This is a genomic window from Ralstonia sp. PBBBR1 (genome assembly GCF_002256165.1).
Lineage (GTDB): Bacteria > Pseudomonadota > Gammaproteobacteria > Burkholderiales > Burkholderiaceae > Ralstonia > Ralstonia thomasii.
The window spans coordinates 1-18,936 of the sequence record NZ_NKIL01000014.1 but is presented as its reverse complement, the minus strand read 5'-3'; the positions used below and the strand labels follow the sequence as shown (position 1 = coordinate 18,936).

Sequence of the window (18,936 nt, the reverse complement as noted above, 5' to 3'; positions counted from 1 at the left end):
AACCCCATCAGAAGAGGCAAGCAATGGAAGGCAACAAGGAAGCGCAGAAGGAAGCGCGCATCAACACCGGTCTGCGCAACTACTGGTATCCGGTGGCGGCGTCGTGGAATGTGAAAAACGCGCCGGTGGGCATCACGCGTTTGAGCCAGAACATCGTGCTGTGGCGTGACACTGCCGGCCAGGTGCATGCGCTGGAAGACCGCTGCCCGCATCGCGGTGCACGCCTGTCGATGGGCTGGAACCTGGGCGACCACGTGGCCTGCTGGTACCACGGCGTTGAAGTGAACGGCCAGGGTACGGTGACCAGCGTACCGGCTGTCGACGCGTGCCCCATGGAAGGCAAGACTTGCGTGCGCAGCTACCCGGTGCAGGAGCGTGCCGGCGCCATCTTCCTGTGGTTTGGCGACAAGGCCCCCTCCGAGTTCGACGACGCGGTCGGCACGCTGCGCTTGCCCGAAGAATTGACCAGTGACGAGCACAGCCACTTCCTCTGCTTCGCGCATTGGAACGTCAACTACCGCTATGCCATCGACAACGTCATGGACCCCATGCACGGCGCCTACCTGCACGCCGTGTCGCACTCGATGGCCAGCGGCGAGAAGAAGGCCGTGATGGAAGTGGTTGAAACCGACCACGGGATCATGTTCCAGAAGACCGGCCAGCGCGGCGTGAACTTCGATTGGACGGAGTTTGGCGAGACCGGCACGATGTGGCTGCGCCTGTCGATTCCGTATCAACCGAAGGTCGGTCCGGGCGGTCCGTTCACCATCATCGGCATCGTGACGCCGGTGGATGAGGAGCACTGCATCGTCTACTTCTGGCGCACGCGCCACGTGCAGGGTTGGCAGCGCGACGTGTGGCGCTTCCTGTATCGCAATCGCCTCGAAGGCCTGCACTGGGATGTGCTGGAACAGGACCGCGTCGTGCTGGAGTCGATGGCACCCGAAGCGCGCGAGCACGAGACGCTGTATCAGCACGACATCGGCATCACGCGTATCCGCCGTGTGCTTGCACGCCGCGCCGCCGCTGAACTGGCCGACGCGCCTGTCGCCATGCTCAAGCCCGTTCCCACGGAAGCCCAACATGCCTGAGCGCAATTCAACCGCCGGGCTGCTGGCTGGCCGCAAGGTGCTCGTGACGGGCGCCGCGCGCGGTCTGGGTCTGGCCTTTGCCAAGTCGATCGCCGAAGCGGGTGGCGCAGTTGCGCTGGCCGACATTCTTGGCGAGCGCGTGCAGGAAGAGGCCGCAGCGCTGCGCGCGGCAGGCTTTGATGCACATGGCTTCACGCTCGATCTTGGCGATCTGGCTTCCATTCAGGCATGCGCTGCTGCGGCCGCACAGGCGCTGGGCGGGCTCGACGGGCTCGTCAACAACGCGGCGATCACGAACTCGGGCGGGCGCGATGCATCGTCGATCGACGTCGAGACCTGGGACCGCGTGATGAACGTCAACGTGCGCGGCACATGGTTGATGACGACGGCTTGCCTGCCGGCGCTCAAGGCTTCGGGCCGCGGCGCCATCGTCAATCTGTCGTCGGACACTCCGCTGTGGGGCGCGCCGAACCTGCTGGCGTATGTGGCGAGCAAGAGCGCCGTCATCGGCATGACCAAGTCTCTGGCGCGCGAATGCGGCGCAGACGGCATCACCGTCAACGCCATTGCACCGGGCCTGACGCTGGTGGAAGCCACCGAATACGTGCCGGCCCACCGTCACGCGCTGTACCGAGACCAGCGCGCCATTTCGCGCGATCAACTGCCCGACGACGTGTGCGGCGCCGTGCTGTTCGCGTTGTCCGACCTTTCCCGATTCGTGACGGGCCAGACGCTGGCCGTCAACGGCGGTTTCGTCATGCAGTAATGCATCCACACACCATTCAGAAGAGGTATTCGATGAGCGATCTCTCCGAACAACAGCAAGTGCAACGCACGTGGGACCGCCCGGAAGGCGCGTCGTTTGAAGACTGGATGAACAGCCGCGTGGCGCGTTTTTCCACCCGCCGCTACGACTGGGACGCCCTCAAGTTCCAAGCCGACTTCGACCCGAAATACCGCCGTGCGCAAATGCGCTACCTCGGCACCGGCGGCACGGGCGTGGCCGCTGACACCAACACGGTGCCGGCGGAGCACTTCACGTTTTCGACGATGGTCATTCCGGCCGGCCATGAAGGCCCGTCGCATCTGCACACCGATGTGGAAGAGGTGTTCTTCATCATTCGCGGCAAGCTCAAGCTGGTGCTCGAGAAGGACGGCGAGCGCTACGAAACCATCCTGACCGATCGCGACCTCGTCTCGGTGCCGCCCGGCGTGTACCGCGAAGAAATCAATATCGGCGATGAAGATGCGCTGATGTGCGTGATGCTCGGCGCCAAGAAGCCGATCACGCCGACGTATCCGCCCGAGCATCCGCTCGCCAAGATCAAGCGTTGATGCCATGAGCGCGCAGGCTGTCATGTCCTCCCATCCGTTCCGTGTTGCCGACGCGCTTGCCGCGCTGGGCGCCGGGTTTGCCGAACGCACCGTCGCCATTAACGCCCACGGCGATCGCATCGGCTATCGGCAATGGGGCGAGCGCGGACCGCTGGTGGTGCTGTTGCACGGCATCAGCTCCAGCGCTGCGTCATGGCTGCCTTGCGCGCGGGTTCTTTCGCACAACATGCGCGTGCTGGCATGGGATGCGCCGGGCTATGGCAACTCCACGCCGCTTGCAGAGGGTGCACCGCGCGCTGCCGATTACGCGGTGCGGTTGCAGGCATGGGTTGCCGCGTTGGATGTGACGCCCGATGCGATCGTCGGTCATTCGCTGGGCGCGCTGATGGCATCGGCGTATGTGGCCGCCGCGCCAGCCGCGATGCAGCCGAAGTGCCTGCTGCTTCTGAACCCCGCGCAGGGCTACGGCCAAGCGGGGCAGGAGGACAAGTCCCGGAGCGTGCAGGCCCAGCGTCTTGCAACGCTCGACCAACTTGGCATCGACGGCATGGCGGAGTCGCGCCACGCGCATCTGCTGCGCCCAAATGCCACCGACGAAGAGCGCGCCTGGGTGCGTTGGAACATGAAGCGCCTCAACGACGGTGGTTATCGCCAGGCTGTGGCGATGCTCAGCGGCGACGACATCGGCGCCTATCTGAAAAAACGCCCCGAATCGACGCTAGCGCAGATCGCTTGCGGCGATGTCGACGGCATTACACCGCCGGAAGGTTGCGAAGCGCTGGCCAGGATGTTTGATCTGCCGTTTGCGCTTGTGCCGTCGGCCGGGCATGCCTCTTATATCGATGCGCCTGACGCTGTTGCAGGCTGGATCGAACACGCTGTTCTCTCCCAATCCCAAAACGCCTAAGCGCCAAGACGTATGAGCAACGACCTCATCCCAGAAGACGTGCAAGAAAAGTACATCGTGCCGGGGCTCGAACGCGGCCTGCGCCTGCTGTGCGAGTTCAGCCACAAAGACCGTGTGCTGTCGGCGCCGGAACTGGCGCGCCGCCTGAAGGTGCCGCGCTCCACGGTGTTCCGCCTGCTGACCACACTTGAAGTGATGGGTTTTATCGAACGCGTCGACGGCGGCCGCGATTTTCGCCTCGGCATGGCGGTGCTGCGCCTGGGCTTTGAATATCTCGCGTCGCTGGAATTGACCGAGCTGGGCCGCCCGCTGCTCGATCGTCTGCGCGACGAGATTCACTATCCGTGCAACCTCGTCGTGCGCGATGGCCGCTCGATCGTCTACGTGGCGAAATCCGTGGCGCCCACGCCGTTCACCAGCTCGGTGAATGTCGGCACGCGCCTGCCGGCGCACGCCACGGTGCTGGGTCGTGTGCTGCTGGCCGATCTGTCGCTGGCTGAGCTGCGCCAGCTCTATCCGGAGCCGCAGCTGGAAGTGTTTTCCGCCAATACCCCGCGCACGGTCGAAGAGCTGTTCGAGATGGTCCAGCGCGACCGCGAACACGGCTACGTGCTGCAGGAAGGTTTCTTCGAAGCCAACATCTCGACGATTGCTGCGCCGGTGCTGGACCGCGCCGGCAAGGTGGTAGCAGCCCTCGGCACGACGATTCCGTCGCCGCGCATTGAAGCCGCACAGCTCGATCTGATGATCGACAAGGTGCGCGCCGCTGCCGGCGAGCTGTCTTACCTGCTGGACTACCGCCCCGCAGGCGGCAAGGTCGTCAACCTGTTCCGCGAATGACCATGCCGATGATCGACCTGACTGGCAAGACGGCTGTCGTGACGGGTGGCTCCTCCGGCATCGGCTTGGCCACCGTTGAACTGCTGCTGGAAGCCGGCGCTGCCGTGGCGCTGTGCGGGCGCAATGCCGAACGCCTCGCGCAAGCCGAACAAGGTCTGCGCAGCCGCTTCCCAAACGCCCGGCTGTTTGCCGCAACGTGCGACGTGCTCGACGCCGCGCAGGTGGCAGCGTTTGCCGATGCCGTGGAGCAAGCCCTCGGCCCCGTCGACATGCTGGTCAACAACGCGGGCCAAGGCCGTGTCTCGACGTTTGCCGATACCGACGATGCCGCGTGGACGCAGGAACTGCATCTCAAGTTCTTCTCGGTGATTCATCCCACGCGCGCTTTCCTGGCGCAACTCGAGCGCTCGGCGCACGGCGCGATCGTCTGCGTGAATTCGCTGCTCGCGCAGCAGCCCGAGCCGCACATGGTGGCCACCTCTGCCGCGCGTGCGGGTGTGCTCAATCTCGTGCGTTCGATGGCGACCGAATTTGCACCGAAGGGCGTGCGCGTCAACGGCATCCTGATCGGCCTGGTGGAGTCCGGCCAATGGCGCCGCCGCTTCGAGGCACGCTCTGAAGAAGATCGCCATCTCGACTGGGCCGCGTGGACGCGCCGCCTGGCCGCGCAAAAACATATTCCCCTTGGACGCCTGGGCCTGCCCGAAGAGGCTGCCCGCGCCATTCTGTTTCTTGCCTCGCCGTTGTCTTCGTACACCACGGGCAGCCACATCGATATCTCCGGAGGACACTCCCGTCATGCATAAACGACAACAACAGGAACAACAGCTGGTCACGGTGGGCCACGCGATTGCAGCCTTCCTGGAGGCCTGCGAGGTCAAGGCCGCTTTCGGTGTCATCTCGATCCATAACATGCCCATCCTCGATGCGATGGGCGAGCGCGGCAAGATCCGCTTCGTCATGGCGCGCGGTGAAGCCGGCGGCGCCAACATGGCCGACGCCTATGCCCGGACCACGGGCGGCCTGGGCGTCTGCCTGACCAGCACCGGCACCGCTGCCGGGAATGCGGCGGGCGCAATGGTCGAAGCCCTGACCGCCGGCACGCCGCTGCTGCACATCACGGGCCAGATCGAAACGCCGTACCTGGACCAGAGCCTTGCCTACATCCACGAAGCGCCGGACCAGCTCACGATGCTCAAGGCCGTCTCCAAGGCTGCCTTCCGCGTGCGCAGTGCCGACACGGCGATCAGCACGATGAAGCTGGCGGTGCAGACTGCGCTGACGGCACCGGCCGGCCCGGTGAGCGTGGAGATTCCCATCGACATCCAGGCCGCGCTGATCCCGATGCCGGATGACCTGCGCCCGCTGCAGGTGCCTCAGCATGTGCCGTCGGCCCACGCGCTGGACGAACTGGCTGAACGCCTGTCGCGCGCGCGGCGTCCGATGCTGTGGCTGGGCGGTGGTGCCCGCCACGCGGCGAAGCAGGTCAAGCGCCTGATGGACCTTGGCTTTGGCGTGGTCACCAGCACGCAGGGCCGCGGCATCGTGCCGGAAGATGATCCGCGCTCGCTGGGCGCATTCAACCTGCACAAGCCGGTCGAAGCGTTCTACCAGACGTGCGACGCGATGGTCGTGGTCGGCTCGCGCCTGCGTGGCAATGAAACGCTCAAGTACGAACTGAAACTGCCGCGTCCGCTGTACCGCATCGATGCGGATGCCTCGGCGGAAGGCCGTTGCTACGCCAGCGACTATTTCGTGTGCGGCGATTCGGCCCTCGCGCTGGAGGGCTTGGCGGATCGGCTGGAAAAGAAGATGCAGATCGACGCGACATTCGCCGCCGACCTGCGCGCTGCACACGATGCGGCCGTGCGCGGACTGATCGATGGCCTCGGCCCGTACGCAAAGCTTGTGGAGGCGTTGCAAGCCGCCGTGGGACGTGAGTTCAACTGGGTGCGCGACGTGACCGTGTCGAACAGCACGTGGGGCAATCGCCAGCTCCGTATCTTTGATTCGCGCGCCGGCGTGCATGCGCTGGGTGGCGGTATCGGCCAAGGTTTGGCGATGGGCATTGGTGCGGCCATCGGTGCGGCCGCGATCGAATCCGGCAAGACGACGTTCTGCCTGGCCGGCGACGGCGGCTTCATCCTGAACCTCGGCGAATTGGCGACTGCGGTGCAGGAGCGCGCCAACCTCGTCATCGTGCTGATGAACGACAAGGGCTACGGCGTCATCAAGAACATTCAGGACGCGCAGTACGGCGGCCGCCGCCATTACGTGGATCTGCACACGCCGGACTACGCGGCGCTTGCGCAGTCGCTGCAGTTGCGCCATCGCCGCGTGTCGGATCTGGCCGATGTGGGCAGCGTGTTGAAGGAAGCCACCAGCGGCGAAGGCCCGTTCCTGATGGAGATCGACATGCTCTCCATCGGCAGCTTCAAGACGATCTTTGCAGGCCCGCCGGTCAACCAGCAGGCCAAGGACGGTCAGGGCGAGCGCGCTGCTGCATGCGCCACAGACGGCACGACGGTGGTGGCGTGAACCTGCAACCGAGCCAACTGAAGGAGCCGGACATGCTGCATGTATCGATGGTCGGGTGCGGAGCGATCGGGCAGGGCGTACTGGAACTGCTCAAGAGCGATCCGGATGTGTGCTTTGACGCCGTAATCGTGCCCGAGCACGCGATGGACAAGGCGCGCGAGGCCATCGCCCCGTTCGCACCAAATGCGCGTGTCACGACGCATCTGTCGGCCGACGCGCATACGGATCTGCTGGTCGAGTGCGCTGGCCATGACGCGCTTGAAGAACATGTGTTGCCGGCGTTGGAGCAGGGCATTGATTGCCTCGTGGTATCGGTCGGTGCGCTGTCTCAACCCGGCGTGGCCGAGCGGCTGGAGGCAGCGGCCCGCCGTGGCAACGCGCAGGTGCAGCTGCTGTCGGGCGCCATCGGCGCCATCGACGCACTGGCCGCTGCGCGCGTCGGCGGGCTCGACGCTGTGATCTACACGGGCCGCAAGCCACCGCGCGCCTGGAAGGACACGCCGGCCGAACAGCAGTTCGACCTCGATGCGCTGCGCGTGCCGACCGTGATCTTCGAAGGCAACGCCCGCGAAGCTGCGCGTCTATTCCCGAAGAACGCCAATGTGGCCGCCACGCTGTCATTGGCGGGCCTGGGGCTTGAGCACACGCACGTCAAGCTGCTGGCCGATCCGACGGTGGACGAGAACATCCATCACGTCGAGGCACGCGGTGCCTTTGGCGGTTTCGAACTGACGATGCGCGGCAAGCCGCTGGCGGCCAATCCCAAGACTTCTGCGCTGACGGTGTTCAGCGTGGTGCGTGCGCTGGGCAACCGCGCGCACGCCGTTTCGATTTAAGCGAGGCCATTGCGCCATGACTGTCTCTACCCTGAACGCAACTGCGACCTCGTTGCTGCCGATCTGCATCGCAGGCGAATGGCGCCTCGGCACCGGCGAGCGCTATGTCACGCGCTACCCCGCCACGGGCGAAGTGGTGGCGGAACTCAACGCTGCCAGCGTCGCCGACGTGGAAGAAGCTGTGGCCGGTGCCTATCGCGCCTTCCTCTCCAGCGGCTGGGCGCAGCGCAAGCCGCACGAACGCGCCGCGGTCCTGTACCGCATCGCCGAGCTGATCCGCTCGCGCAGCGAAGCACTTGCGCAACGCCAGCGGCTGGATAACGGCAAGCCGATCAACGAAACGCGCGCCTTGGTGGCAAGCGCTGCGGCCACGTTCCAGTTCTTCGGCGCCGCATGCGAGACACTGGAAGAGTCGCTCACGCCCATGCGCGGCGATTGCCTGACGATGAGCGTGCATGAGCCCATGGGCGTGGTGGCGGCCATCACGCCATGGAATTCGCCGATTGCCAGCGAAGCGCAAAAGATGGCGCCTGCGCTGGCCGCGGGCAACGCCGTCGTCGTCAAACCGGCTGAAGTCACACCGCTGATGGCACTGGAACTTGCCGCCATCTGTGAAGAGGCGGGCGTGCCGAAGGGCATGATCAGCGTGCTGCCGGGCAAGGGCTCCGTGATTGGCGATGCGATCACCAAGCATCCGCTGGTGCGCCGCGTGTCGTTCACGGGAGGCACGAACACGGGCCGCCATATCGCGCACATTGCGGCCGACAAGATGATGCCGGTGTCGCTCGAACTCGGCGGTAAATCGCCGACGATGGTGTTTGAAGATGCCGATCTCGAGCACGCCGTGAATGGCGTGCTGTACGGCATCTTCAGTTCATCGGGCGAATCGTGCATCGCAGGTTCGCGCCTGTTTGTGGCGCGCTCGCTCTACGAGCCGTTCATGGATCGTCTGGCCGCTGCCGCGGCACGCCTGCGTGTCGGCAATCCGGCCGATGAATCGACGCAGATGGGCCCGCTGATCACCGATCGTCACCGCGAGACCATCGAGTCGTACGTTGCGATGGGCGTGGGAGAGGGCGGCCACCTGCGCACGGGCGGCTTGCGCCCAGCAATCGCGGGCTGTGAGTCGGGTTACTTCTACACGCCGACCATCATCGAAGGGCTCACCAACAGCGCGCGCATTTGCCAGGAAGAAATCTTCGGCCCGGTGCTCGTCGCCATGCCGTTCGACGATGAAGACGAATTGATCGAACAGGCCAACGACAGCGTCTACGCATTGGCCGCCGGGATCTGGACGCGCGACTACAAGCGCGCATGGCGCATCGGCCGCGCGGTGCAGGCCGGCAACGTGTGGATCAACACATACAAGCAGTTCTCGATCTCGACGCCTTTTGGCGGCTGGCGCGACAGCGGCCTCGGCCGCGAGAAGGGCCGCCTCGGCATCCTGCAATACATGGAGCAGAAGAGCCTCTACTGGGGCTTGAATGAACAGCCGCTGGCCTGGGCCAACGCCAACTGAAGCTGAAACAAAACACCCAGACCACAGGAGATCAAGATGAACACGATTCGAGGCATCGACGAAATCGTCTACGGTGCCGACGACCTCGCCGCCTGCAAGCAGTTCTTCCTGGATTGGGGCCTTGCCCTGCAATCGGAAGACGCCAGCGGCCTGCTGTTCGAAACGCTCAACGGCTGCCGCGTGCGCGTCAAGCGCAGGGACGATGCCACGCTGCCGGCCGCCATGGAAGCCGGCCCGACGCTGTGCGAGGTGATCTGGGGCACCGATTCGCAGGCTGTGCTCGATCGCCTGGTCGACAAACTGGCTGACCAGCCCGGTTATGTGCACGCCGACGGCCGCGTCGGCTGCACCGACCCGAACGGCCTGGCAGTGCGCGTGCAACTGACCACCAAGCGCGATGTCGACGTGCAATGCGCAGCCATGAACACATGGACGGACAAACCGCGCCGCAATCAACCGAGCCCGATCTACGCGCGTGCCACGCCCATCGAAGTGGGCCACGTGGTCTTCTTCGTGAAGGACGTGGCGGCCACGGAGCGCTTTTACATCGACAAGCTCGGCTTTGTGCCGTCCGACCACTACCCGGGCCGCGGGGCGTTCCTGCGCTGTGAGCCGGAAGGCGGCCATCACGATCTGTTCCTGCTGCAAACGCCGCAGGCGAAGAGCGGGCTCAACCACGTCGCCTTCACCGTGCGCGACATCCACGAAGTGTTCGGCGGTGGCATGCATGTGTCGCGCTGCGGCTGGGAAACGCAACTAGGCCCGGGTCGTCACCCGATTTCGTCGGCGTACTTCTGGTACTTCAAGAACCCTGCCGGTGGCTTGATCGAGTACTACGCCGATGAAGACCAGCTTGACGCCGACTGGCAGCCGCGCGATTTCGAGCCCGGCCCGACCGTGTTCGCCGAATGGGCCATCGACGGCGGCATTGACGGCAACACACGCCGGCAGAAAAACGTCGCCGGCCTGGAAGGCAAGTTCCTCACGGAAAAGCGCTGAAACGTTGCAGAGAGACGTGCTATGAATTCCCCCCTCAACCTGCGCGTGCATGCCATGCGCTACGAAGCCCAAGGCATCGTGAGCGTGGAGCTGCGCGATGTCGACGGCAAGGCGCTGCCCGAGTACGCACCCGGCGCGCATATCGAACTGCATCTCGGCAACGGGCTGGTGCGCAGCTATTCGCTGTGCGGCGCGCCAGAGGTGCGTGACCGATATGTGGTCGGCGTGCTGCTCGACCGCAACAGCCGCGGCGGATCGCGCTATGTGCACGAGCAATTGCGCGTCGGTTCGACGCTCAAGATCGGCGGCCCGCGCAATCACTTCGAGCTGGACGAAACCGCGCCGCGTACCGTGCTGGTTGCAGGTGGCATCGGCGTGACGCCCATCGTCTGCATGGCGCGTCGCCTGGCCGAGCAAGGCAAGGCGTTCTCGATGCTGTATTGCGCCCGCTCGCGTGCCGAAGCGGCCTTTGCCGATGAGCTTGCCGCCCATGGCGAAGCGGTGCGTTTTCACCTGGACGCAGAAGCCGGTGGCGCCCCCGATCTGAAAGCGCTGCTTGCAGGGCATCCGGCCGATACGCATTTCTATTGCTGCGGCCCCGGCCCGATGCTGCGGGCATTCGATGCGGCCTGTGAGGCGCTGGGCTACACCAACGTCCATATTGAACGCTTTGCGGCCGACCCCGGTGTGGAATCGGTGCAGGAGGGCGAATACCAGGTCAAGCTCGCGCGCAACGGTGCCGAGTTGTGTGTACCGGCGGGCAAGTCGCTGCTCGACGCGCTGTTGGAGATTGGCGTCGAGGTGGAACACAGCTGCAAGGAAGGCGTGTGCGGCTCGTGCGAAACGCGCGTGCTCGAAGGCGAGCCCGACCACCGTGACAGCGTGCTTTCCAAGAGCGAGCGTGCATCCAACCAGACGATGATGGTTTGCGTATCCGGCTGTAAGGGCAAGCGCCTGGTGATCGATCTGTAAGCGCAGGATGGTTTAGGCGCCGGCCTGACCAGCCGCGCCGTCTTTTTTTGCGCCCTGTTTTTCTTTTAAACGACGTTTCGCATACGAAACAAAGCAAGAACCACAACCAGCTCGTCCACCAAGACGGCGATAACAACTGGCGGGGCGGACACCTTGTCCAGTGGAGGAAACTGCAAATGAAGACAACCTTGTTCGCCATTGCGGCGATGAGCCTGGCTGGCACCGCTGCGGCCCAGAGCAACGTGACGCTGTACGGCAGCATTGATGAAGGCGTGGCCTACATCAACAGCCTCAAGAGCAGCGCGTCTAGCGGCTCGGCGCTGCGCATGGACCCCGGCACCATGCAGCCGGACCGTTTCGGCCTGCGCGGCTCGGAAGATCTCGGCGGCGGTACGCAGGCCATCTTCCAGTTGGAATCGGGGTTTCTGGGCGACACCGGCAGCAGCGTGGTCGCCGGCAAACTGTTCAACCGCACGGCGTGGGTGGGCCTGACGAACGATCGCCTGGGCAATATCCAGCTTGGCCATCAGGCGGACTTCATGTTCGATTACCTCGGTCGCCTCAGCAACGGGTTCCAGCTCACCAATTTCTACCTGTTCCACCCCGGCAACTTCGACAACCTGGCCAACCAGTTCCAGATCGACAACGCCGTGCGCTACGTCTCGCCCATCTTCGGCGGCCTGCAACTGGGCGGCATGTACGGCTTTGGCGAGGTACCCGGTTCGCCGTCGAAGAGCCGCAGTTACAGCCTCGGTGCGTACTACACCAACGGCGGGTTCCGTGCAGCCGCGGCTTATACCGCGTCCAATGACCGCGCGCTGGACATCGCCGGTCGCCTGGGTATCACGAACACGCTCGGCACGACGCTCGTGCCCGGCGTGATGACGCCGATGAGTTCGGTCAAGTCGTTCGGTACCGGCGCGCTGTATCAGTTCAGCGGCCTGCCGGTCCAGATCAGCGCGGTCTATACGCAAACGCGCATCACGCTGGGCGGCGCCAACGCCCGCGCACAAAACGTCGACCTGGGTACCGCGTGGCATTACAGCGCCGCCAACACGCTCAACGTGGGCTATACCTTCAGCAAGTACGAGGGCGCCCGCTGGAACCAGTTCAGCCTCGGCAACGTGTACGCGTTTTCCAAGCGCACGCAGGTGTACGTGCAAGGTACGTATCAGCGTGCGTCCGGCGATGCGCAGTCTGCTGCCATCAACGGCGTAGGTGTGGCGGCGCAGCGCAACCAGATGGTTGTAAGCAGCGGGGTGCACCACTCGTTCTGACGTCCTGACCCAACGCGCGCCGCTGGGCAGCGACCCAGTGGCGCATCAACTTCCTCCGGAAGGAGCTTCACATGAAGCCAGGTGTTTTGATTGACAACGGAATTGACCACGATGCGTCGCTGGGCGCGATGAGCCTGGGCAAGATCGTTGCCCGCATCGAGCGGCTCAAGAGCAACGGCATGCACGTGCGCGCGCGTCTGCTGATCGGGCTGGCGACGTTCTTCGATGGCTTTGACGTCATCGTCATCGCGGCCACGCTGCCGCTGCTGATTGCGCAGTGGCATCTGACCCCGGCGCAGATTGCTTTTGTGATCGGTGCCCCCGGCATCGGCCAGTTGATCGGCGCGTTGGTGTTTCCCATGCTCGCCGAGCGATTTGGCCGCGTGCGCATGATCGGCTATAGCGCGGGCATCATCGGTTTGATGAGCCTGCTGTGCGGCGTAGCGCCCAGTTTTGCCGTGTTTGCAGCGCTGCGTATCGTGCAGGGCATCGGCTTGGGCGGCGAGCTGCCCGTGGCAGCCACATACATCAACGAAGTCACGCGGGCACATGGTCGTGGGCGTTTCGTGTTGCTCTACGAGGTGGTGTTCCCGATCGGGCTGCTGGTGTCCAACGCGCTCGGTGCGTGGCTGGTGCCGCATTTCGGCTGGGAGGTGATGTACTTTCTCGGCGGCATTCCGCTGTTGCTGTTCTTCACGCTGCCCAAGGCCGTGCCGGAGTCTCCGCGCTGGTTGGCGACCAATGGCCGCATGGCCGAGGCCGATGCCGCGCAGGCACGCTTTGAAGCCAAGGCCAAGGAACCGCAGCCTCCGCTGGGCGACACCTCGGTGTTTGAGCAGATGTCGCACCGCCACCCGAAGCGCGGCATGCGCGATCTGTTCGGCCCCGTGTACATCAAGCGCACGGTGGTCGTGGCCATGCTGTGGGCGACGTGCGGTTTCATCCAGTACGGTCTGTCGACCTGGCTGCCGACGGTCTACAAGACGATCTATCACGCGCCGCTCCAACTGGCGCTGAATCTGGCGGCGCTGGCTTCGGTGCTGGGTGTGGTCGGCTCGTTGGTCTGCGCGATGATCGTCGACAAGGTAGGCCGTAAGCCCGTGATGGTGGTGTCGTTCGTTCTGTGCGGCGTCTCGCTGGCGCTGGCTGGGCTGCTGCATGAGCAGTCGCTCTATGTGGTGGCGGGGTTGTGCTCGTTGGCGCTGGGGTTGATGGCGTGCGGCTTCATCACTGCCTATGTCTATACGCCGGAGCTGTACCCGACCAATATCCGGGCGATCGGCTGCGGCATGGGCGGCGCGTGGCTGAAGATTGCGGCCATCTTTTCACCCATGCTGATCGGATCGACCATCGGCTCGGGCAACATCAGCAATGCGTTCTTGCTGTTGGCTTTGGTGCCCATACTGGCGGCGATCACCATCCATTTCCTCGGCATCGAGACCAAGGGAAAAGTGCTGGAGCAGCTTGAGCTGTAAGCCGGAGGCGGTTGAAGGTCGTATACGGGGGAGGGGCGCTCTGGTGCAGGCCCCTCCCGTTTGCTTCAGGCAATGGTGTGATCTGCCATCAGTTCCAGCGCGCGCACCATGGCGGAGTGGTCCCACGCCTTGCCGCCATTGGCCGCACATACGTTGAAAAGCTGCTGCGCAGCGGCCGTGTTGGGCAGGGCGATGCCGAGCTTGCGGGCGCCCTCCAACGCCAGGTTCAGATCTTTCTGGTGCAGCTCGATGCGGAAGCCCGGGTCAAACGTCCGCTTGATCATGCGTTCGCCATGCACTTCGAGAATCCGCGACGAAGCAAAACCGCCCATCAACGCTTGGCGCACACGCGCCGGATCGGCGCCGGCCTTGGACGCGAACAGCAGCGCTTCGCCCACGGCCTCGATGGTCAGCGCCACGATGATCTGGTTGGCCACCTTGCAGGTCTGCCCGGCACCGGAGTCGCCCACGTGCGTGATGTTCTTAGCCATCAGCGCAAACAGCGGCTTGGCACGCTCGAATGCCGTTTCCTTGCCGCCGACCATGATCGTGAGCGTTGCATCGCGCGCGCCGACTTCACCGCCTGAAACGGGCGCATCGAGGTAATCCGCCCCCAGCGCTTCGACGCGCTTGGCAAAGGCCTGCGTTTCAATCGGCGAGATCGAGCTCATGTCGATGAAGAGCTTGCCTGCCGCCAGGCCCTGGGCGACACCGTCTTCGCCAAACAGCACATTGGCCACGTCCGGCGTGTCCGGCACCATGGCGATGACGATGTCTGCTGCTTGGGCAACCGCCGCCGAATTCGCGACAACGGTAGCGCGGGAACGCAGATCTTCCGGCACGGAATGTTTGCCGCTGACGATCAAGGTGTGGTCGCCCTTGAGCAGGTTGCGAGCCATGTGGGCGCCCATGATGCCCAGGCCGATGAATCCGATGGTTGCCATGATGGTCTTCCGCAAGCGTCTAGGTGGATGTGGATGAGGAGGGTGCGTCACGCCGCAGCGCTTGTCACAAGCGTAGATCAGCAACATCAATGAAGGCTAGGCGGCTCGCCATCTTGTGCGCTTCGGGATGCATGAGAGCGGCGCCCGGCGGGCGTTTGCGACGCGCGATGCCCTTGAGAAAGCGAGGTCTCGAAATAGCGGGCAAGAAGCGTCATTGCTCGTGCAATGACTTTGAAGCCCCCTCTCATAGACTGAAAACGTGCCGATAAGAAGTGATCGGGCACGCCGAGATGGGAGGGAATATGTCCACCACAGCAGCCAACTGGATCGTCGTCCTGACATGTGCCTACATGGAGTACAGCACATGGCGGGGCATGAGCGTCTACCGCCGCACGGTGGGCTATGAAAGCGTGGTGTGGTGCTGATCAAGCGCCGTGGGGCTTGGGCAGCAACCTGCGGACGAGATCGCCATGTGCCGAATACTTCGCCAGCAGCGCATCGCCGTCAGCCAGTTCGAACTCGCTGAACTCGAACCCCGGAGCGACGGTGCAGCCGACCAGCGCATACCCATGTTCACCTGGCACGCGCTCGGCTGCAAACCAGCGGCCAGCCGGGACCACCGCCTGGTACACCGCCATCGCATCGTCGGCCGCGTGGCCCAGGCGATGCGTGCTCACCGTACCGTCTTCCTCCAACACATGCACATTGAGTGAGTCCCCCGCATGGAAGTGCCACAACTCGTCCGACTGGATCCGATGCCAGGCGGAATATGCATCATCCGCCAGGAGGTAATAGATGGCGGTGGCAGCCGCTCGTTCGATGGGCGGGATGCCTCGCTGGATGCGTTCCTCACTGCGATAGGTTTCGCGATAGAAGCCGCCTTCCGGGTGCGGTTCGAGCCCGAGGCGGGCGATGAGGTTCTGGGCGGCGAGGGCGAGCGGCATGATGGGAAACCTTCGACTCAGTTCTGCTGACGGCGGAACGGAAAGCGCTGCTGGTTGACGAAGCCGTCGGGCATGTAGTCGCCCACGACGCCGTACTTCTCGGGGAAGGCCTTTTTCGATTTCACGGCGGTACCGAACAGGTAATCGATGAAGGCGAAATGCGCGGCGTAGTTTTTGTCGATCGCTTCGTCTTCCGATGAATGGTGCCAGTGGTGGAAATCCGGCGTCACGAAGATGTACTTCAGCGGGCCCCACGGCAAGTGCACGTTGGCGTGATTGAACACCGCCTGGAAGCCCACGATGATGATGTAGACATCCACCACGGCCTTGTCGAAGCCCAGCACGAACAGCGGACCCAGCACTGCCACCCGCGTGACGATCAGTTCAAGAATGTGCTGGCGCGAGCCGGCCAGCCAGTCCATCGTCTTCACGCTGTGATGCACGGCGTGGAAGCGCCAGAGGAACGGCACCTCGTGATACGCGCGGTGCGTGACGTACTCCATCAGGTCGGCCACCAGCATGCAAAGCAGCAACTGCGGAATGAACCAGATGTGCTGAACCATCTGCTGGAAGTCCGCATGCACCATCCAACCGAACACGCGGTGGATCAGGAAGTTCACCACCAGCAGCACCAGCCCTACGATGAAGTGGTTCACCGCAAAGTGGACCATGTCGGTCTGCCATTCGGGGCGGAACACCGGCTGCTTCTTGTAGAGCGGGAACAGCTTCTCGAGCAGCACGAAAATCGCTGTCGAACCGAGCAGATCCAGAATGAACCAGTCCATGCCGATATACGGCGTGTGATCCGGAAAATCACCGACCGGCACGCGTGAGCCGCCCAGTGCGACGGCGACCACCACGAACAGGAACGCCAGGCCGTTCAGGCGACGGCGGTTATCCAGCACGATATTCGCCAGCGATAATCCGCCGGAAATCAACAGCGAGACAAACAGGATCTGCCGAATCACATCCACCGAATACGCGCGACGTAATTCCGGCGTCGTCAGATACTGCGGGAAGTGAAACGCCAGCACGCCCAGCAAGCACAGAAAGCCCAGCACCAGCGCCAGGATGGTTCCGATCATGCCCCGGCCAAACTTCAGGCCGCCGTTGGCATGGAGCAGCGCATTGGCATCGCGGATCGTCGCGTCGGCCACGCGAACGATGGCAGGGTGGTGATGCTCTTCGGGCAATGGCGCCAAAGGCTTTTGGGACGCATCCATGGATCTGACTCGCAGTATTGTTTTATTTTATTAACAATGCGATTGCCAATCGAATATTGGCCCTCATTCGCACTGCTGCGCGATTATACGGACCAGTTTTGCGTATTCAACGGCGCTATTCTTCTGCGTACAAATGATTTGCGATTGCTGCACTTTTTTCCCGTGTGCGTCAATGTCGGGAAATCGCGTCTGCAGCGTTGGCGGCGCACCGCAGGGCGTTGCCTTTCCGTGCAAGGCCATGCATTGTGAGGCCCGTGCCTGACGGGCGCACGACGGTACAAGACCAGATAAAAAGGGGAGCAACCATGTCAGAGGAATTTCACGTGCACGGCGCGCACGATCACGCGCTTGAGCACGCAGCAGAAAGCGGTCACGCCGACAGCTTTGCCGGGCGGATTGCCGTCATGACGGCGATTCTCTCGACGGCCGGCGCTATCTTCGGTTACCAGGGCGGTGCCACGCAAAACGCCGCGCTACTGGCCAAGAATGAAGCCGCCATCCACAAGACCGAGGCCGCAAACCGCTGGGCCTACTACCAGGCCAAAGGTCAGAAGCAGGCGATTGCCGAGTTGACCGCCCAACTGCCCGGCACCGATCAGGCGGCCGCCAGGCGCGAAGCCCAGCGCTACGCCGCCGAAAAGGAAGACATCCGTCGCCAGGCTGAAGACCAGGAGCGCTTGGCCAAAGAGGCCGACGACGCCAGCGAGCTCGCCGTGCACCATCATCATCGGTGGGCGCAAGCGGTGGTCGCCATTCAGGTGTCGATCGCGCTGGCGGCTATCACGTTGCTTTCCCGCCGGCGCTGGATGCAGGTACTTTCGTACGGTGTAGGCGCTGTCGGTGGTGTCGTGGCCGTGCTGGCGCTGCTTCACATCTGACAGCCTCGGGCGCGCTCTTCGTCCGATAAGTTGCGTGCCGACATGCCGGATAGCCAGAATGGCGCTCGTGCAGGAGGCACCGTCCTCCAGGAATCCGGAATGAACACCATGACACTTCGAATGGTGATGTGGCGCACATGGATGATGGCCGGCTTGTTGGCTAGCGCGTGCGTCATGGCGGCCGGCCCTGCCGTCGAGCCGGGCGAGTATGTCTACATTCTGGGTGGCAGCGCAAGCGGCACGATGACGGTCAAGGGCGGTAGCTTCAACATCACGACAATTGGCGGCAACTGCCACACGTGCGCGATCGAAGGCACGTTTCGGGGGTCGCGTTGGCGTCGACAAGGATGAGGGCGAGTGCCACATCGCCGTGTCAGGTAATAAGGATGGGCTCAAGCTGGATTCATCTGCGACCGCCGAAGCCTGCCGAGAATTCTGTGGCATGCGCGCTATGTTTGATGGCGACTACCGCCGCGCACCCGCCGCCTGCACTGACCGCCAGCGGCAAGCCCGCATCGGCCACGCCCACAAGCAATATGCCGCCAAGGATTACGAGGCAGCACGTACAACGCTGCGTTCGCTGCTCGCCGATTGCGATCCCTTCATGGACTGGATCGAGCGCGACAAGGCTCGCAGCGACTTGGCCGTGACTGAATACCATCGTGGCGACACCGCCCAGTGCCTCGCTGTGCTGTTCGAGACGACTGCGATCACAGCGCAGAAGGACGCATCGCTGATCCTGCTGCCGTGCGACGCCGACAACTACGCGTCCACCAGCAAGGCCATCCTCTACAACCAGAAGCTGTGCCAGTCGCCGGGCAAACATTGATGCCAACTGCATCTCTATGAGTAACGAAGCGGCGGGCGATGGCCAGGCCCAATCCGTGTCGCAGGTTGGTCGGGTGCGGCGTTCGGTGGCCTCTCAACCTGCCATAACGCAAGCGGCCCACGGCGAAGCGAGCAGGCGATCAACAAGATTTTTGCGAGTGACTCACAAAAGTGCTTGCCAGCCGCGCTTCCGCACATTAGTATTCGCCCCTCGCTGCAAAACACAGCGCCGAAACGCAAGTGGCGGTGGTGGTGTTAAGTGGTGGAGAAGCAGGTGTAGAGCGGGTTTGCGGTCGATTGGGTGGTTGACGGTTGGCTGGAGATTCGGTG

General features: G+C 63.6%; 18 protein-coding genes and 1 pseudogene. 16 read left to right on the top strand and 3 right to left on the bottom strand.

Annotated elements, in window-relative coordinates:
- Positions 1 to 23: 23 nt before the first annotated feature.
- The 13 genes from CFE42_RS21160 to CFE42_RS21100 all read left to right on the top strand — a co-directional run bounded on the left by CFE42_RS21160 (position 24) and on the right by CFE42_RS21100 (position 13,789).
- A complete protein-coding gene (locus CFE42_RS21160) occupies positions 24 to 1,091 on the top strand; it encodes an aromatic ring-hydroxylating dioxygenase subunit alpha (protein WP_004634822.1) in 1,068 nt (355 codons plus the stop codon).
- Entirely contained in the window at positions 1,084 to 1,857 is a 774-nt protein-coding gene (locus CFE42_RS21155) for an SDR family oxidoreductase (RefSeq protein ID WP_004634819.1), read from the top strand. Before CFE42_RS21160 ends, CFE42_RS21155 begins: the two co-directional genes overlap by 8 nt.
- Positions 1,858 to 1,889: 32 nt before the next feature.
- A complete protein-coding gene (locus tag CFE42_RS21150; RefSeq protein WP_004634817.1) occupies positions 1,890 to 2,426 on the top strand; it encodes a cupin domain-containing protein in 537 nt (178 codons plus the stop codon).
- Between the two features lie 4 nt (positions 2,427 to 2,430).
- The gene (locus CFE42_RS21145) at positions 2,431 to 3,333 is read left to right on the top strand and encodes an alpha/beta hydrolase (RefSeq protein WP_037044786.1); all 903 of its coding nucleotides are present in this window, start codon (positions 2,431 to 2,433) and stop codon (positions 3,331 to 3,333) included.
- A gap of 12 nt (positions 3,334 to 3,345) precedes the next feature.
- Complete coding sequence (locus CFE42_RS21140; RefSeq protein WP_004634814.1) at positions 3,346 to 4,173, top strand: IclR family transcriptional regulator; 828 nt, start codon at positions 3,346 to 3,348, stop codon at positions 4,171 to 4,173.
- Between the two features lie 2 nt (positions 4,174 to 4,175).
- Positions 4,176 to 4,979 carry an SDR family oxidoreductase gene (locus CFE42_RS21135; protein ID WP_037044783.1) on the top strand — a complete coding sequence of 268 codons (804 nt, stop codon included), beginning with the start codon at positions 4,176 to 4,178 and terminating at the stop codon, positions 4,977 to 4,979.
- Positions 4,972 to 6,711 (top strand): thiamine pyrophosphate-binding protein, encoded by a 1,740-nt coding sequence (locus CFE42_RS21130; protein WP_004634809.1) that lies wholly within the window; start codon positions 4,972 to 4,974, stop codon positions 6,709 to 6,711. The genes CFE42_RS21135 and CFE42_RS21130 overlap by 8 nt, the downstream gene beginning before the upstream one ends.
- 32 nt (positions 6,712 to 6,743) lie before the next feature.
- The gene (locus CFE42_RS21125) at positions 6,744 to 7,547 is read left to right on the top strand and encodes an aspartate dehydrogenase (protein ID WP_004634807.1); all 804 of its coding nucleotides are present in this window, start codon (positions 6,744 to 6,746) and stop codon (positions 7,545 to 7,547) included.
- 16 nt (positions 7,548 to 7,563) lie between these two features.
- The gene (locus CFE42_RS21120) at positions 7,564 to 9,066 is read left to right on the top strand and encodes an aldehyde dehydrogenase (protein WP_004634805.1); all 1,503 of its coding nucleotides are present in this window, start codon (positions 7,564 to 7,566) and stop codon (positions 9,064 to 9,066) included.
- A gap of 36 nt (positions 9,067 to 9,102) precedes the next feature.
- Positions 9,103 to 10,065, top strand: coding sequence for a VOC family protein (locus tag CFE42_RS21115; protein ID WP_004634803.1), 963 nt, complete (start codon positions 9,103 to 9,105; stop codon positions 10,063 to 10,065).
- Positions 10,066 to 10,086: 21 nt separating this feature from the next.
- Positions 10,087 to 11,037: a PDR/VanB family oxidoreductase gene (locus tag CFE42_RS21110; protein ID WP_004634801.1), complete on the top strand. Its 951-nt coding sequence runs from the start codon at positions 10,087 to 10,089 to the stop codon at positions 11,035 to 11,037.
- A gap of 176 nt (positions 11,038 to 11,213) precedes the next feature.
- Positions 11,214 to 12,314, top strand: coding sequence for a porin (locus CFE42_RS21105; RefSeq protein ID WP_004634798.1), 1,101 nt, complete (start codon positions 11,214 to 11,216; stop codon positions 12,312 to 12,314).
- Positions 12,315 to 12,385: 71 nt separating this feature from the next.
- Complete coding sequence (locus CFE42_RS21100; protein WP_004634796.1) at positions 12,386 to 13,789, top strand: MFS transporter; 1,404 nt, start codon at positions 12,386 to 12,388, stop codon at positions 13,787 to 13,789.
- 65 nt (positions 13,790 to 13,854) lie between these two features.
- On the opposite strand, the gene CFE42_RS21095 is transcribed toward CFE42_RS21100, so the two are convergent.
- Positions 13,855 to 14,733 (bottom strand): 2-hydroxy-3-oxopropionate reductase, encoded by an 879-nt coding sequence (locus tag CFE42_RS21095; RefSeq protein ID WP_004634794.1) that lies wholly within the window; start codon positions 14,731 to 14,733, stop codon positions 13,855 to 13,857.
- A 302-nt stretch (positions 14,734 to 15,035) separates the two neighbouring features.
- Between CFE42_RS21095 and CFE42_RS21090 the strand changes: the two genes are divergently transcribed.
- Entirely contained in the window at positions 15,036 to 15,158 is a 123-nt protein-coding gene (locus CFE42_RS21090; RefSeq protein ID WP_004634792.1) for a hypothetical protein, read from the top strand.
- On the opposite strand, the gene CFE42_RS21085 is transcribed toward CFE42_RS21090, so the two are convergent.
- Both CFE42_RS21085 and CFE42_RS21080 read right to left on the bottom strand, forming a co-directional pair.
- Positions 15,159 to 15,677: a cupin domain-containing protein gene (locus CFE42_RS21085; protein ID WP_004634790.1), complete on the bottom strand. Its 519-nt coding sequence runs from the start codon at positions 15,675 to 15,677 to the stop codon at positions 15,159 to 15,161.
- 17 nt (positions 15,678 to 15,694) lie between these two features.
- A complete protein-coding gene (locus CFE42_RS21080; RefSeq protein WP_004634788.1) occupies positions 15,695 to 16,900 on the bottom strand; it encodes a sterol desaturase family protein in 1,206 nt (401 codons plus the stop codon).
- 305 nt (positions 16,901 to 17,205) lie between these two features.
- Here CFE42_RS21080 and CFE42_RS21075 point away from each other — a divergent pair, with 305 nt between their 5' ends.
- Complete coding sequence (locus tag CFE42_RS21075) at positions 17,206 to 17,778, top strand: DUF4337 domain-containing protein (protein ID WP_004634786.1); 573 nt, start codon at positions 17,206 to 17,208, stop codon at positions 17,776 to 17,778.
- A 126-nt stretch (positions 17,779 to 17,904) separates the two neighbouring features.
- Positions 17,905 to 18,607, top strand: a pseudogene (locus tag CFE42_RS21070) (hypothetical protein).
- Positions 18,608 to 18,936 lie beyond the last annotated feature (329 nt).